Source organism: Amycolatopsis sp. NPDC114504, from assembly GCF_055633595.1.
The window spans coordinates 1,539,087-1,553,653 of the sequence record NZ_JBVKDU010000001.1; the positions used below are offsets into that span (position 1 = coordinate 1,539,087).

Sequence of the window (14,567 nt, forward strand, 5' to 3'; positions counted from 1 at the left end):
GCGGGCTCAGCGGCCCAGCCAGCCGCCGTCGACGGGGACCAGTGCGCCGTGGACGTAGTCCGACGCCGCGGAGGCGAGGAAGACGGCGACGCCGCCGAAGTCCTCGGGGGTCGCCCAGCGGCCGGCCGGGATGCGGTCGAGGATCGCGGCGAAGCGGCCGGGATCGGCTCGCAACGCCTGGGTGTTGTCGGTTTCGACGTAGCCGGGGACGATCGCGTTGACGTTCACGCCGCGTCCCGCCCATTCGTTGGCCAGGGCGCGGGTGAGACCCGCGATCCCCGACTTCGCCGCGGCGTACCCGGGAACGTTGATGCCGCCTTGGAAACTCAGCAGCGACGCGGTGAACACGATCTTGCCGCGGCCGCGCTCGATCATGCGCCGGCCGACCTCCCGGGCGAGGGTGAACTGGCTCGTGAGGTCGACGGTCAGGACGCGGTCCCAGTCGGCGTCGGAGTGTTCGGCGGCCGGGGCCCTGGCGATGGTGCCGGCGTTGTTGACGAGGATGTCCACCGGTCGCCCGAGATCGGCGAGGACGTCCGCCAGCTCCGCGACGGCGGCCCGGTCGGCGAAGTCGGTGCTCAACGCGGTGCAGGTGCGGCCGAGCGCGGTGACGCGCTTCTCGACCTCGCTGCCCGACGGCTCCTGCTGCGCGCTGACGGCCACGATGTCCGCCCCGGCGGCGGCCAGCGCCTCGGCGATGCCGAGGCCGATCCCCCGGCGGGCGCCGGTGACCACCGCCAACCGGCCGGTGAGGTCGAACGGGGAAAGCGGAGTCATCCCGCCTCCCCGGAAGCGCCGCAGTCGATGAGGACCTTCATCACGCCCGCGCCGGATTCGAGGGCCGCGAAGGCCTCGCCGGCCCGCTCGAGGGGTTCGGTCCGCGAGATCAGGGCACCGGCCGGGATCGCCCCCTCGCCGAGGAGCCCGATCGCGGCGGTGAAGTCGTCGCGGTCGTAGAGGCGGGCGCCGACCAGCGTCAGTTCGCGCCAGAAGAACCGGTGGAGGTCCACCTGCCGGGGCGCCGGGTGGATGGCCACCTGGACCAGCCGGCCTCTCGTGGCCAGTGCCCCGACCGCCGTCGCCACACCCGCTTCGGCTCCGGACACCTCGAAGGCCACCGCGGCACCTTCCCCGCCGGTCCACCGGTCGACGGTTCCGGAGAAGCCTTCGGCACGCGGGTCGAGCGCGGTCAGGCCGAGTCCTTCCGCGACCGACCGGCGGAACGGGTCCGGCTCGGCCAGCAGGACGGCCGCCCCGGACCGGCGTGCGACGACGGCGATGAGCAGCCCGATCGGCCCGCCGCCGACCACCAGTGCCCGCTCCCCCGGCCGCAAGGCGGCCTGCCGGACGTCGTGCACGGCCACCGCGACGGGTTCGACCAGCGCGGCGTGGTCGAGCCGGAGGTCGTAGGGCAGGCGCACCAGGGTTTCGGCGGGGACCGTCCAGCTGCTCTGCATCGACCCGGGCGCGTCGATGCCGAGGAACACCAGGCGGTGGCAGACGTGGGAGTGACCGGCCCGGCAGGCCGGGCACTCGCCGCACCACCGCAGCGGCATGACCGTCACGGAATCGCCGGGCCGCCAGCCTTCGACACCGGCGCCGAGCTCCGCGACCCGCCCGGACATTTCGTGGCCGAGCACGCCGGGCGGATGGACGCGGCTGTCCATGTCCCCGTGGTAGATGTGCAGGTCGGTGCCACAGATCCCGGTGTAGGCCACGTCGATCCGGACGTGGCCGGGCGGCGGCGCCACGGGATCCACCGCCTCGACGACGAGGCTCCGGTGGCCGGAGTAGGCGACCCGCCGGGTGGGCGGGTCCTGCGGTGGAGCGTTCATTCCGGGTCCTTTCCTGCTGCTTGCCCGAGGGCTGCGCGGGCGAGGTAGGTCTGCTCGGCGTTGCGGCGGAGCACGGCTTCGGCGGGGTGGCCGTCGAGTGCGGCGTGGACGACGTCCAGCCACGCCTCGGGGTCGGTGGCCAGGGTCATGACGGGCCAGTCGCTGCCGTAGAGGCACCGGCCGGGCCCGAAACTGTCGAGGGCTTCCTTCAGGGTGTCGACCACCTGCGCGCGCGGGGTGCCCGGGGCGGTCTCCGTGGCCAGGCCGGACAGCTTGCACCGCACGTTGGCGTGCCGGGCGAGCCGGCGCAGGGCCCGGCGCCACCGCTCGTACCCGGGGCCGCCGGGCGATGGCTTGCCGAGGTGGTCCAGGACGATGGTGGTCCGCGGGCAGGCTTCGGCCAGCGCGGTCAGTTCGGGCAGCTGGTGCGCGCGGACGCAGGCGTCGAACGGCAGCCCCGCCTCCCCGAGCGAGCGGACGCCCGCGCGGAAGCCCGCACCTTCGAGGAAGCCGGGGGCCTCGTCCTGCACGTTGCGCCGGACGCCGACCACGAACGGGTCGCCGGCGAACCGGCCCGCCTCCTCGGGGCGCTCGAGGTCGGCGTGCGCCACGATCCCGCGGATCCAGGGGTGCCGCCGCGCTTCCCGTCGCAGCCAGGCGATCTCGGCCCCGGCGTCCCCGGGGATCCGCCCGGCCTCCACGACGACGACGTCGTGCCGGACGGGGAAGTGCTCCGGGGTGAACGGCCGGTTCAGCCGGGCGACGTCGTCGAGCCACGGGTAGCGCAGCCGCCACGGGTCCCAGAAGTGGACGTGGGAGTCGAGGACCGCGGTCATGCCGCCACTTCCGGTTCCTGGTTTTCCGCGCGGCCGCTCGGCCACGAGCGGTCGCGGACCGGCTCGAGGCACTCCTCGACGGCGCACAGCAGGTCCTCGTCGACCGGCTCGGTGATCCAGCGGACGTCCCGGCGCACCTCCTCCGGATCGGCCGCACCGACCAGCGTCGAAGCGAAGCCTCCGGTCCCCACCGCGAACCGGAGGGCGACGCGCGCGAGGTCTTCGCCCCGGTCCCGGCACAGCGCGGCGGCCTCCGCGCACCGCCGGAGGATGTCTTCCGGTGCGGGGTGCCAGGACGGTGCCCCGCGGTCGGTGAGCGCTCCCATCGACAGCGGCGACGCGGTGATGACGGCCGTTCCGTGGCGCGCGAACCATTCCCGCCACGCGGCGAGCCGCCGGTTCTGCAGCGTGTACTGGCAGTAGGAGATGACCGTGTCGACCCGGGTCCGCCCGACGACGTGGGCGAGCGCGGGCAGCGGGAAGCCGGTCACGCCGACGGCGCCGATCACGCCGGTCTCCTGCAGGGCCCGCAGGGCGGGAATCGTCTCGTGCACGACCTGGTCGAGGTCGCCGAACTCGACGTCGTGGCACTGCACGAGGTCGAGGTGGCCGGTCCCCAGCCGGTCGAGGCTTTCCCGCACGCTCCGGGTGACCCGCTCGGCGCCGAAGTCGAACTCCGCCTCGCCGTAGCGGCCGACTTTGGTGGCCAGCACGTAGTCCGAGCGTTCGACACCGCGCAACGCCTTGCCGAGCACGGTTTCCGCGTTCCCGTAGAACGGGGAGACGTCGAAGAAGGTGATGCCGAGCTCGAGTGCGGTGTGGACGGCGTCGATGCCGCGGTGTTCCCCGCCGCGGGGCAACCGGCCCAGCGGGGCGGCGCCGAAACCGAGTTCGGAGACCGTCAGCCCGGTGTCGCCGAGTGGCCGTCGGTTCACGCGGCACGCTCGTCGAACGGGGTGGCGTAGGACGGCGTCCGGGCTCGCAGGGCGATCCGCAGCGTCAACCGGATCCGGCTGGACCGGGGCAGCTCCACCCGCAGCCACGGGCCGTCGAGCTCGATCGACGCGGTCGTCACGGCCGGTTCGCGGTGGCCGTAGTCGTAGAGATCGCCGATCCACGACGGGTCCTCGCACGCGTCGTACTCCACGCCGCGGATGTGGTGCTCGGCGAACGCGCCGGCCTGGACGACCACCGACCGCGGCTCCCGCGGGTCCAGGTTGACCAGCTCGACGACGGTCGCCTCGGGGTCGATGCCGGACACCAGCGCCGCCACGGACGGCGGCAGGCCCGGCCGTTCCGCCCGCGCGTCGTAGTAGCGGACGCGGGCCTGCTGCAGCCCGCCGTTGTAGACGACCTGCGGAGCGCCCCAGGTGAGCTGGACGAGGGCTTCGGTCACCACGGGGTTGGACTGCTGCCACAGGTGGATGTCGGCTTCGGTCACGGCCCGGCCGCGGTAGCGCTCCATGCGGGTCAGCCGGTGCCGTACCTGGGCCTGGGCGGCGGCCAGGATGCGCTCCGGGTAGTCCGGGTTGTCACCCGCGAGGTAGGCGAGCCACGGCTCCTCGTGCCCGGCTTCCTCCTTGCTGCGGAACGGCCGCACGGTTCGCCAGTCGTGGCCACCGGCCACCCGCAGCCGTTCGAGGCGTTCGCGGTCTTCCGGCGCGGCCGTGTGGTGCCACAGCGCGGCCGGGACGCCCATCAGCATCGGGTTGTAGTCGAACCAGCCCCGGTCGTCGTAGCGGAAGGGGACGTGCAGCGCCGGGGTGTCCACGTCTTCCCGCAGCTGCACCGACCACTTGGAGCCGAGGCTGGAATCCGCCTCGGTGAACGCCATGACCTTGCCGTGGGCGATGATCTCGTCCAGTGCCGGGCGCACCAGGTCGGTGAACGTCTCGTCGCCCGTGGCGAGCGCGGCCGCCAGTGCGGCGACGACGGCGGCGTGCCCGACGCTGTACCAGCCGTGCGGCCAGGACCAGCCGTAGTGCCCGCCGTACCAGCGTCCGTCCAGCAACCCGCCCACCGTCCCGTCCGGGGCGACGTTGTCGGGGAGGATGCCGTTGTTGGCCGACGCGCGGTCCCGCCACGCGCCCACGTACTCCGCGAGCCAGTCTCGGTAGCGCGGGTCGCCGGACAGCAGGAAGGCGTTGAAGACGAGCCCGGAGGCGGCCAGGTTGACCGCGGTGTCCCCCTCCCCCGTTCGCCGCCGCATCTGCTCGCCCAGCCGCGGGTCGCGATCCCGCGGCGGCTCCTCGGCGTCCGCGGGCAGCAGCCACTCCAGCGGAAAGCCGTACGTCGCGGCCTCTCGGGGCAGCCACGGGTACGAGCCACCGTCGAAGATCCCCTCGCGCGCCGGATCGCTGCCGTTGTGCGGACGGCGGATGATGCGGTGCACGGGGTCGTAGTTGCCGTGGGCCGGGTCGACGTAGAGCTCCGCGAACCGCAGCGCGCGCTCCCGCCACCGCTCGGGCGACGCCATGCACAGGAAGTACAGCAGCAGCAGGCTTTCGCCCTGGTGGAACCAGTCGTAGCCGCGTTCGTACTCGTCCTTCAGCATGTCCAGTTCGGTCAGCTGCCGGGTGACACCCTCCCAGTGCAGCTCCGACTCGGCGAGCAGGTCGTCGGCGCCGCCCAGCAGGTAGAGCTGCGGCCAGTTGAAGAAGGTCTCGTAGAAGTCGTCGACGCCGTCGCGGGTGCTGAGCCCGTCGTCGTAGGCCAGCCGTCCGTCCGGGCCGGTGAAGTCGCTTGCGAACCGGCGCCAGGCCTGGTCGAGCAGGGCGAACAGCGCTCGCTGGGCGATCGCCCAGCCCGGTGGTTCGAGCAGGGGTACCGAAGCCGTGATGACGGGGTACATCGGCTACTCCTTGGTTGCGCCGGCCAGCATCCCGGTGACCAGGAAGCGCTGGGAGAAGAGGAAAACGACGAGGACGGGCGTGATCGCCAGCAGCGTGGCCAACGCCAGTTCGGGGCGCTGCACCGCCGCGGTACCGACCGTCGGGTTGAACTGGGGAACCGAGTTCAGCAGCGTGCCCAGGCCGACCTGGACCGGGAACTGGTCGCTTTGCGGCAACAGGACGTAAGGCAGGAAGTAGTTGGTCCAGTTGGCCACGAAGCTGAAGAAGCCGACGAGGGCCACGATCGGCGCGGCGAGCGGCAGGGCAATCCGGCGGAACACGCCGAACTGCGAGCAGCCGTCGAGCTTCGCCGCATCGATCAGGTCCCGCGGCACAGCGGTGGTGAAGTAGATGTAGGTCAGGTAGACGCCGAAGGGGTAGAACGCGTACGGCAGGATGATCGACCACATCGAGCCGATCAGTCCCACCGCGTTCACCTCGAGGAACAACGGCACCACGAGGGTGGCGTTCGGCATCAGCATCACCACGAGCGTCGCGACCAGCAACGTGCGCCGGCCGCGGAACTCGGTCATCGCGAGGGCGTAGCCGGCCGGGATCGCCACGCACAGCGTGATCGCCAGTGCCACGAACGAGTACACCGCGGAGTTGCCCAGCCACTGGAAGATCGCGTTGTCCTGGAAGGACGTGAGCGCGTTCCAGTTGTCCGCCAGCGCGTGCCACGACCCGAAGGACAGGGGGTTTCCGCGCACGAGCTGGTCGTCGGTCTTCGTGGCCGCCAGCAGGAGCCACAGCACCGGCAGGACGAAGAAGACGAGGAACAGCACGAGCACCAGTGCCGCGAGCGGGTTCGGCAGTTTCCGGGCGCGACGCCGCCGTGGAGCGGCCGCGCGGCGCACCGGCTCGTCCACGTGCGCGGGACGACGGGTGTCAGTCGGCATCGAAGAACCCCGATCGGGCGACGAACACGCCGGCGACGACGAGCCCGACCAGCAGCAGCTCCACCGAGATGGCCGCGGCGGTGTTCACGTTGTTGTTCTGGAACGCGAAGTCGTAGGAGAGCTGGTTGAGCGAATAGTCGCGGCCGGCGACCCCGACGCTCGCCTGCGAGAGCAGCTGCGGTTCGACGAACAGCTGGGTTCCGCCGGCGAAGGCGAGGATGACCATGTAGACGATCCACTTGCGCAGCAACGGGATCTGGATGCGCCACGCCGTCTGCCACGCGCGCGCGCCGTCGATCCGGGCCGCCTCCAGCAGATCGGGCGAGATGTTGTTCAGTGCGCCGTACATCACCACGATCCAGCCACCCGCCCCGGTCCAGAAGGCGATCAGGGTGAACAGGACCGGGAGGTGGTCCGGCGCGACGACCTGGCCGAAGGTGTCGAACCCGGCCACGCGCAGCAGCGCGCTCACCGGGCTCACCGACGGGTCCAGCATGAACAGCCACACCATGACGCTCGCGGCCCCGGCGAGCGCGCCCGGGATGTAGTACAGGAAGCGCAGGGCCTTGCCGGTCCCGCTCGAGGTCAGGCGGTGCAGCAGCAGCGCGAGCCCGACGACGAACACGACCAGCGAAACGAGCCAGAACACCAGGTAGAGCGCTACGTGCCCGACGGCGGAGAAGTACCGGAAGTCACCGGCGGCTTCGACGAAGTTCGAGAAGCCGGCGAAGGTGTCGCCCGCGTCGGTGAAGGCGAAGTACACCGCGTAGACCGTGGGAACGACACCGAACGCGATCAGCAGCACCACGTAGGCGGCGACGAACAGGTGCCCGGCCCGGCCCGGCCGGAACACCCGCCGCCGCGACGGGTTCCCGGCCGGGACGACACCGGTCACTGGCTGACCTCGTACCCGGTCGACCGCGCGTAGTTCGTGATCGCAGCCTGCCACTCGGGCAGCATCGAGACGATCGTCTTGCCCGCGGTCAGCGCCGGTGTCACGGTCGCCGCCCAGATCGCCTCCTGGCTGAACTGGCCGTAGCCCCACCCCGGCCACACCTGCGGGGCGGCGGCCTGCAGCGGCGCCGCGATGTCGTTGGCGTAGTACTTGCCCGAGGACTGCTTCGCCAGCCAGGTCTTCGCCGCCGCCGCGTAGGCGGGGTAACCCGGTGAGACGGTGCCCTGGTACTCGTCCGAGGTGGTGACCCAGGTGAGGAAGTCGGTGGCGGCCTTCAGGTTGGCGCTGTGGGCGGACAGCAGCCAGGTGCCGCCGCCGACGTTGCCGACCGACGGGGACGGGTCGCCGGCCCACTGCGGCAGCGGGGCGGCCGCGATCTGACCGGCCGGGGTCTTGAACGACTCCTGGAACACCGAGCCGCCGAACCACGACGGCCCGGGCATCATGAGGATCTTGTCCGCGGCGTTCTTGTCGAAGTCGGAGCTGAACACGCTGCTGGTGGACATCGTGCGGTTCTTGACGAGCGTGTCGAGCAGCGACGCCATCCGGGTGCAGTTCGGGCTCGTGGTGTTCACCTTGACCGACTTCGGGCCGGTGATCTCGTTGGCCCCGCACTTGGACGCCCAGAGGTAGATCTCCGGGGTGAAGTTGTCCCCCGCCGTGCCCACGAAGTAGCCGGGGTGCTCGGTGGCGACCCGCTGGCCCAGCGCCTGGTACTCCTCCCAGGTCTTGGGCACCTGGTAACCCCACGACTGCATCAGCGGGGCGTTGTACCAGAGGACGGTCTGGGCGAGGTCGTTGCGCAGGCAGTAGAGCGTGCCCTCGACCGTGCACGGGTCGTTGGCCCCGGCGGTCCAGCCACTCAGGGTGGCGTCGGGGATCTGGCCCTTGTTCAGCGGAGCGGTGAACCCGGCCTGCACCGCCCAGCTGACCTCGTTGTTCTGCGAGCTGAACACCACGTCCGGCCAGCCGCTGCGGGTCCGGTTGAAGAGGCTGACCTTGGTCTGCAGGTAGTTCGAGCCGTTGGCGTCCCCGTCGTAGGTGACGATGTCCATCGGCACCTCGGGGTGCTGCTTCTGGTAGAGCTGGGCCGCGGGCAGCCGGGTGGAATCGACCCAGACGGCGATCTTCCCGCCCGTCTGCGGCACCGGCTGGAACCCGCCCTGAGCACCGCTGCCGCTCCCGCCGTTGCCGCAGGCCGTGACCGCGGCGAGGAGGACCGCGACGCCGAAGGCCGGCACCGCGTACCGCCTTCCTCTGACTCCGGTGGCGCGCACATGAGCTGTCATGAGGAACTCCACTTCATCGTGGCACCCGCAGGTCGCACCTGACGAGGCGACGGCACGTCATATGTGTCGTACACATTGCTGCGAGCGGTCTCTAACGGGGACTATCACAGCTGGCCTAGACACCTTCGTCAAGGGGTCTCGCCGGAGAAAATAAGTACTACACATTGTTGTCAAGGTGAGGCAGATGTAGGGTTCACGGCACCGAGCCGCGGATAAAGGAGACACCTGGGTGGACGACACGCGTGCAGCGGGCGAGCCGGTGCCCCGGGAAGCGGCCTACCGGCCCGGGTACGAACGCGTCGCCGAGGAGATCCTCCGGCTCATCGCCGAACTGCGGCTGCGGGCCGGAGACCGCATGCCGACGGAGAACGACCTCGCCGCCCGGCTCGGCGCCTCGCGCACGGTGGTGCGCGAGGCGATCAAGATCCTCTCCGCCATCGGGCGGGTGCGCGCCCAGAAGGGGCGCGGTCTCTACGTGGCCGACGACGAGGGGATGCTCGGGTCGGCCCGCTGGTCGGGCTTCTTCCTGCCGACCGACCTGGACCACGTCTACATGCTGTTCGAATTCCGCCGCGTGCAGGAGATGACGGCCAGCAGACTGGCCGCCACCCGCGCCACCCCCGTCGAGCTCCGGGCGATCGAGGCGGCCGCGGAAACCTGCCGCCAGGGATACCTGACCGGCGAAGCGCCGCTGTTCGATCGCGGCGACGAAGACTTCCACCTGGGGATCGCCGCCGCGTCCCACAACCAGTTCCTCCTGGCCGCCGTGCGCGAAGTCCGGCGGCTGCAGCACCAGTCCAGCACCATCGGACTCCACGGCACGGTCGGCGGCCACGCCGCGGAGGCGGTCGAGGAGCACACCGCGATCTACGCGGCCATCCGCGACGGCGACCCGGAAGCCGCCGCCCGAGCCGCCGCGGTGCACCTCGACAACACGCTCGAGGACTACCGCCGCGAGATCCAACGACGCGTCTTCGGCCAAGTTCCCGCCCCGCACGTCGACAGAAGCCCCTGAACGCACCCTCGCTGATCACCCACGGCGCGACCATGGGCCTGCTGCGATCGTGTCGGCCGCCGTCTGTTACCGGCTCCTACCCGTTCGGTCGATTGCCGACGATCGGTCGACCGTCAAATAATTTTCGGCAGTCGACAATTTAAGTGAGGAGCAGCAGTGGAGCCGGCGTTGGGGCTCGACCCGGGCACGGCAGATCTTGTCCGCCCGTACTTCCGCACCCATGGACGTACGCGGCCCACGCGCACGCTCCCCCTCGAAACGCTCATCGCGGCAACCGAGCGAGGCCGTGCTCCGGAGCACGCGTGCTCACGGGAAGAGGCCGCGATCTGCCTCCTGTGCCGCTCGTCGCAGTCGGTGGCCGAAATCGCCGCATATCGACGAATTCCCCTGGGCGTCGCACGAGTCCTGGTTTCCGACCTCGCCGACCGTGGTCTGGTGACCGTCCAAGACACGCGGTCGGCCCCCGGCGATCGTCCCAGCATCGACTTCATGGAGCGGGTTCTCCGTGGTCTCCACGCGATGACGTAACCACTCGCCACCATTGAACCAGAACGCGGGCGCCCGCTCCGTGACAGTCGGTGTCCGCCAAGCAGCGACTCGCCGCGGCTCGGGAGCTGTCGCCGGAACACCCCGCCCCGGCAGCGATCCGGCTTCCGCGGATCCGGCCGTGACGGCGGGTCATCGGCACGCGTCAGGCAACAGTTCGACTGAGCAAGTGATCGCCCGATCGCCCCAGCCGACACGTCCAGCAGGCCGACGACCAGATCCTGGCCGCGTACCTCAACCTGGTCCAGTTCAGCCGGGCGGTCTACGGCGTCGCCGCCGCTGATCTCATTCCTCGTAGTAATGGCTGTACTGCATCATGACCCTCGCCACGGGGACAAAGCTGTGCGGGTGTTCCGGATGCTTCTCGTTCTGTTCGGCGGAGCCGGGATCACGGCTGCAATCAAGCTTCATCACGTAGGACTGCTGTAGCGACAAGTCGACCCGCCAGGCCGAGGACGGCCAACTGGTGATCCTCGCGGGAAATCACACCTTCGAGCCGATCCGCGACCTGACCGAACCGGCCACCTTCGGTCCGTTGCCCCTCCAGGTTGTCGTGCGGATCGCGGCGGAGCTCCGCCGCGTTGACGTCGGGCTGCGGCTGGTCGGCTCGGAACAGGTCGTCGGCTCGCCGTCGACCGTAGCCGGCGTGCGGTCCCTGGTCAGCCTGCACAGCACGGTCGGCGAGGCTCTCGGAGACCGCTCAGTATTCACCGCCGCTTTCGGTTTCCTCGGCGCGCTCGCGGTTGCGCTGCTGCCGCTCCCGTTCACGCCGGCTGTAGGTCGCCCGGCGGACGCGTTCCTCGTCTTCGAGGCTCGAGCCCATCGCCCCGGCGACGATGCCCACGGAGGTCGCGAGCCACACCAGCTTGAGGTACGAAGCCGGCCCGGCCGGATGCCCGAGGACCTGCCCGAAGTAAGTGCCCTCGACCAGGACGATCGACGCCAGCAACGCCAGCGCGAACAGGATGGCGTACATGCAGGCCACCCCGATCGACAGCGTCAACGCGGTCGAGGCGTTGTACAGCAGGGCTTTCCGCCGGTCGAGGTGCCCCGACGGCGAGTCCCACAGGTGGTTGTGCACCATCAGCCAGCCCGCCATGACCACGACCGCCAGCACCGTGATCCCGGCCAGCCGCAACGCGGGCAAGGCTTCGGCCAGCCTCCAGAACGAGGTCGTGATGATGCCGTACGCGGCCGTGGCCGCCGCGGCCGCGGTGGCACCGGCGAGGTTGGGCACCAGCCGCCACGGGCGGTTGTCCCGGATCATCCCGGCGAGCAGTCGCAGGCGGCCGCGCACCCCCACCAAGGCCAGGTGCTCGTCGGCGGCGCCGCGGCCGCGGATGTGCCGCGTCGGCGCCACCAGCTCCCGCAGCCGGTCGAGGATCCCCCGCGGCGGATCGGCCTCCTTCGCCGCGCGGCGCGCCACCAGGTGCCGGACCAGGTGGACGATCAGCCGGGACACCCGGCCGCGCAGCCGCAGGGCCCCGAGCGCGGGCAACGACACCATCGCGACACCGTGGTCGGCGTTGTAGTCCGACGCGATCGGGACCGTGCCGGCCCGCCGCGGGAGGTCGGTGATCAGCACCAGCAGGTCCCAGCCGTGTTCCGACCTGCGCTCCTCCGCGAGGGCCAGCATGGGGATGTCACCCTCCTCGGTCAGCGGAAGGGACTGCGTCTCGTGCTCGACGCGCCAGGCCGTCTCCTCGCCGAGGTCACGGGTCAGGCGGGCGGGCAGACCGTCCGCGATTCTCCCGGCGACCTGCCTGGGCAACCCGTTATCGGTCAGCAGGCCCACCACCAGGGCCTCCGGCGCACATTCGGCGGTCATGCTCGAGCCTCTCCTCCCGCTCCGAAGGGAACTCCCCGGGTTCCCGGCTCGGCGGATGGCAAACGGCCGGGCGTTCGCCGTCCGGGTTCTCGCCACCACGCTGCGGCAACCCGGCGAGCAGGAACGGCTCATCGTGCTCGACCCGTCCGGCTCCGCTCTGAAGCCCCGCGTCGCTGATTACGGCCGACCAGCGCAATCCCGGGTCGACAACGACGCACGCGAACTCATCGACCACATCCTCGGCGAACAGCTCCCCGCTGGTGCAGAAGCCGATCGCGCTGGGCCCTTGGTCCGCGAGCAGGTCCTTGCTGCGCTTGACAACGGAGGACAGCGCCTCGTCCCAGCTCGCCTAGACGAGTTCTCCGCCGCGGCGGACCAGCGGCGTGGTACAGCGGCGGTGCGGCCCCAGCGATCGACATCCGCGGGCTCCAGTCCGTCGGCGAGGTGACTGTCGACGCGCGTCGCGATCATGTTCGGCTTGCTTCGGCGTACCCGTGAGCCCCCATCACAAACTCTTGATCGGTTGTGCCCAGCCGCACCTTGACGTCACGCACCAAGCCGCGTCACTGGCGAGGCACACCCGTCCGCGTGCCACTCCGGCATCCGGATCTGGGTGAGGTTGTCGATGTAGACGTCGTCGGAGGTGTCGAAGGCGTCCAAGACGCAAGGCGCTTCCCACCCTGCGTCGGCGAAGCACGCGCGGACGCGGCTGAGCGCGTCGGCCCGGTCGAGCTGGGCGAGATCGTCGGCGCGGGCATACGCGAGAATCGCGCGCGTGGTGCCGTGGTTGTCCGGCCGCAGGTGGCGATCCCGACGTCCCGGCGTTCGACGACGTCGCCGAAGAGCCGGTCGCGGGTCGCCGATCGGACGCCTTCGGCTACGACGACCAGATCGGCCCGCAGTACCCGGCCCGACACCGTGGTCACCTCGACGGCGTTTTCGTCCACGTCGGCGAGGTGGTCGAGGATCGTCCGGGCGAAATCGCCGCGCAGCTCGGCGGTCGCGGCGTCGGAGGGCAGTTCCGCGAGCACGCGTCCGGAACCTTCGACGAAGACCGCCTCCGTGAGGCCCATCCGCGCGAGGACTTCGCGGCCGGCGCCCCGGACATCCACGTTCTGGCCGCCGGTTCGCCGCAGCCGAAAGGCCGCCGAGAGGCCAGCGAGAGGCGGCGATGCTCGCCCCCGGAAATCACTGCGCGCCGTGTGGTCATCCGGCTCACGCCCTATCCAGCCGGGGGTAGGCGACTTCGCGGAGGATGAGCAGGAGCGCGGCGGCGATCGGGATCGCGACCAACGCGCCGACCACGCCGAGCAGGACCCCGCCGAGCAACACCGCGACCACCGTGACCAGCGCCGGGACCTCGACCGCCTTCCCGATGATCCTGGGCACCAGCAGGTAGTCCTCCAGCAGCCGGTAGACCAGGAAGAACCCGGCCGTGGCCAGCGCGACCGGCCACGACACCGTCAGCGCCACCAGCGACACCCCGATCCCGGCGATCGCCGTCCCGAGCACCGGCACCAAGTCCAGCAACGCGACCAGGATCGCGAGCAGCAGCGCGTACGGCACGCTGAAGATCAGCAGCCACGCGAACGTGACGGCGCCGGCGATGAGCGAGATCAGCGCGTTGCCGAGCACGTACCCGCCGACCTTGGCGAAGATCTCGTCACCGATGAGGATCGTGCGGGGGCGGCGGGTGTGCGGGACCAGCCGGTAGAGCCCCGCGCGGATGCGGGGCAGGTCGGCCAGGAAGTAGATCGTCAGCACGACCACGATCAGCAGGTCGCCCACCGTTCCCAGCACGGCCTTGCCGGCGTTGAGCGCGCCTTCGAAGCTTCCGCCGTCGAGCAGCTGCTGCAGGTGCTGCTGGATCCCGAACCGGTCGTTGAGCTGTCCCAGCGGGGAATTGTGGTCCTTGAGGTCCTGCAGGTACTGCGGGACCTGGTGGGCGAACGCGGTGGCCTGCTCGACGAGGACCGGGATGGCCGCGGCGAGGAACCCGCCGCCGATCAGCACCAGCGCCAGCAGCACCGTGAGCACGGCCGCCCAGCGCGGGAACCGGTGCCGGGCCAGCCACGACACGGCGGGCTCCAGGCCGATCGCGATGAACAAGGACAGTCCGATCAGGACGAGGGTGTCCTGGGCCGTCACGATCAGCTCGGCCACCAGGTACGTCACCGCGACCCCGGCGGCGCCGAGCATCCCGATGAAGAACGGCGACTTCCGGTCCAGCTTCCGCCCCGGCTCGCCCAGCGGGGCTTTCCCGGTGCTCAGCTCGGCCGCCTCGGCTTCCGCTTCGGCGACCGATCCCTCGTCTTCGGTGTGCGGCTGGGCGACGAGGTCGTGGTGGCCTTTTCGCGCTTCTTCGGGCTCGTTGCCGCCTTTGTCGATGTCCGAGGGTTCCGGCATGACCAGCCTTCCTTCCGCCACCGCGAGGTGGGTGGGCGCACAACGCGATCCCCGACCCGGCGGCTGA

Annotated in this window: 13 protein-coding genes; 2 read left to right on the forward strand and 11 right to left on the reverse strand. The window is 70.8% G+C overall.

Annotation, left to right across the window (positions count from 1 at the left end; genetic code table 11):
• Positions 1 to 6: 6 nt before the first annotated feature.
• The 8 genes from ACZ7PG_RS07140 to ACZ7PG_RS07175 are packed head-to-tail and all read right to left on the reverse strand — an operon-like array spanning position 7 to position 8,705.
• The gene (locus ACZ7PG_RS07140) at positions 7 to 777 is read right to left on the reverse strand and encodes an SDR family oxidoreductase (protein ID WP_470238199.1); all 771 of its coding nucleotides are present in this window, start codon (positions 775 to 777) and stop codon (positions 7 to 9) included.
• Positions 774 to 1,835, reverse strand: coding sequence for a zinc-dependent alcohol dehydrogenase (locus ACZ7PG_RS07145; protein WP_470238200.1), 1,062 nt, complete (start codon positions 1,833 to 1,835; stop codon positions 774 to 776). The genes ACZ7PG_RS07140 and ACZ7PG_RS07145 overlap by 4 nt, the downstream gene beginning before the upstream one ends.
• Complete coding sequence (locus ACZ7PG_RS07150) at positions 1,832 to 2,671, reverse strand: amidohydrolase family protein (protein ID WP_470238201.1); 840 nt, start codon at positions 2,669 to 2,671, stop codon at positions 1,832 to 1,834. Before ACZ7PG_RS07150 ends, ACZ7PG_RS07145 begins: the two co-directional genes overlap by 4 nt.
• Positions 2,668 to 3,606 carry an aldo/keto reductase gene (locus ACZ7PG_RS07155; RefSeq protein WP_470238202.1) on the reverse strand — a complete coding sequence of 313 codons (939 nt, stop codon included), beginning with the start codon at positions 3,604 to 3,606 and terminating at the stop codon, positions 2,668 to 2,670. Before ACZ7PG_RS07155 ends, ACZ7PG_RS07150 begins: the two co-directional genes overlap by 4 nt.
• Positions 3,603 to 5,522 carry a DUF8034 domain-containing protein gene (locus ACZ7PG_RS07160; protein WP_470238203.1) on the reverse strand — a complete coding sequence of 640 codons (1,920 nt, stop codon included), beginning with the start codon at positions 5,520 to 5,522 and terminating at the stop codon, positions 3,603 to 3,605. The genes ACZ7PG_RS07155 and ACZ7PG_RS07160 overlap by 4 nt, the downstream gene beginning before the upstream one ends.
• A gap of 3 nt (positions 5,523 to 5,525) precedes the next feature.
• Complete coding sequence (locus tag ACZ7PG_RS07165) at positions 5,526 to 6,461, reverse strand: carbohydrate ABC transporter permease (RefSeq protein WP_470238204.1); 936 nt, start codon at positions 6,459 to 6,461, stop codon at positions 5,526 to 5,528.
• Entirely contained in the window at positions 6,451 to 7,356 is a 906-nt protein-coding gene (locus ACZ7PG_RS07170; protein WP_470238205.1) for a carbohydrate ABC transporter permease, read from the reverse strand. The genes ACZ7PG_RS07165 and ACZ7PG_RS07170 overlap by 11 nt, the downstream gene beginning before the upstream one ends.
• Positions 7,353 to 8,705: an ABC transporter substrate-binding protein gene (locus ACZ7PG_RS07175; RefSeq protein WP_470238206.1), complete on the reverse strand. Its 1,353-nt coding sequence runs from the start codon at positions 8,703 to 8,705 to the stop codon at positions 7,353 to 7,355. Before ACZ7PG_RS07175 ends, ACZ7PG_RS07170 begins: the two co-directional genes overlap by 4 nt.
• 229 nt (positions 8,706 to 8,934) lie before the next feature.
• Here ACZ7PG_RS07175 and ACZ7PG_RS07180 point away from each other — a divergent pair, with 229 nt between their 5' ends.
• Both ACZ7PG_RS07180 and ACZ7PG_RS07185 read left to right on the forward strand, forming a co-directional pair.
• Positions 8,935 to 9,720, forward strand: a complete 786-nt coding sequence (locus ACZ7PG_RS07180) for a FadR/GntR family transcriptional regulator (RefSeq protein WP_470238207.1) — start codon at positions 8,935 to 8,937, stop codon at positions 9,718 to 9,720.
• A 156-nt stretch (positions 9,721 to 9,876) separates the two neighbouring features.
• Entirely contained in the window at positions 9,877 to 10,248 is a 372-nt protein-coding gene (locus ACZ7PG_RS07185) for a DUF742 domain-containing protein (RefSeq protein ID WP_470238208.1), read from the forward strand.
• 718 nt (positions 10,249 to 10,966) lie between these two features.
• On the opposite strand, the gene ACZ7PG_RS07190 is transcribed toward ACZ7PG_RS07185, so the two are convergent.
• The 3 genes from ACZ7PG_RS07190 to ACZ7PG_RS07200 all read right to left on the reverse strand — a co-directional run bounded on the left by ACZ7PG_RS07190 (position 10,967) and on the right by ACZ7PG_RS07200 (position 14,500).
• The gene (locus ACZ7PG_RS07190; protein WP_470238209.1) at positions 10,967 to 12,094 is read right to left on the reverse strand and encodes a hypothetical protein; all 1,128 of its coding nucleotides are present in this window, start codon (positions 12,092 to 12,094) and stop codon (positions 10,967 to 10,969) included.
• 563 nt (positions 12,095 to 12,657) lie between these two features.
• Positions 12,658 to 13,206 carry an FAD-dependent oxidoreductase gene (locus tag ACZ7PG_RS07195; RefSeq protein WP_470238210.1) on the reverse strand — a complete coding sequence of 183 codons (549 nt, stop codon included), beginning with the start codon at positions 13,204 to 13,206 and terminating at the stop codon, positions 12,658 to 12,660.
• A 103-nt stretch (positions 13,207 to 13,309) separates the two neighbouring features.
• Positions 13,310 to 14,500, reverse strand: a complete 1,191-nt coding sequence (locus ACZ7PG_RS07200; RefSeq protein WP_470238211.1) for an AI-2E family transporter — start codon at positions 14,498 to 14,500, stop codon at positions 13,310 to 13,312.
• Positions 14,501 to 14,567 lie beyond the last annotated feature (67 nt).

Bases quoted from the DNA above. Each gene is read 5' to 3' on its own strand.
- ACZ7PG_RS07145 (WP_470238200.1), bottom strand. From the start codon at position 1,835: ATGAACGCTCCACCGCAGGACCCGCCCACCCGGCGGGTCGCCTACTCC.
- ACZ7PG_RS07160 (WP_470238203.1), bottom strand. From the start codon at position 5,522: ATGTACCCCGTCATCACGGCTTCGGTACCCCTGCTCGAACCACCGGGC.
- ACZ7PG_RS07175 (WP_470238206.1), bottom strand. From the start codon at position 8,705: ATGACAGCTCATGTGCGCGCCACCGGAGTCAGAGGAAGGCGGTACGCG.
- ACZ7PG_RS07150 (WP_470238201.1), bottom strand. From the start codon at position 2,671: ATGACCGCGGTCCTCGACTCCCACGTCCACTTCTGGGACCCGTGGCGG.
- ACZ7PG_RS07165 (WP_470238204.1), bottom strand. From the start codon at position 6,461: ATGCCGACTGACACCCGTCGTCCCGCGCACGTGGACGAGCCGGTGCGC.
- ACZ7PG_RS07140 (WP_470238199.1), bottom strand. From the start codon at position 777: ATGACTCCGCTTTCCCCGTTCGACCTCACCGGCCGGTTGGCGGTGGTC.
- ACZ7PG_RS07190 (WP_470238209.1), bottom strand. From the start codon at position 12,094: ATGACCGCCGAATGTGCGCCGGAGGCCCTGGTGGTGGGCCTGCTGACC.
- ACZ7PG_RS07200 (WP_470238211.1), bottom strand. From the start codon at position 14,500: ATGCCGGAACCCTCGGACATCGACAAAGGCGGCAACGAGCCCGAAGAA.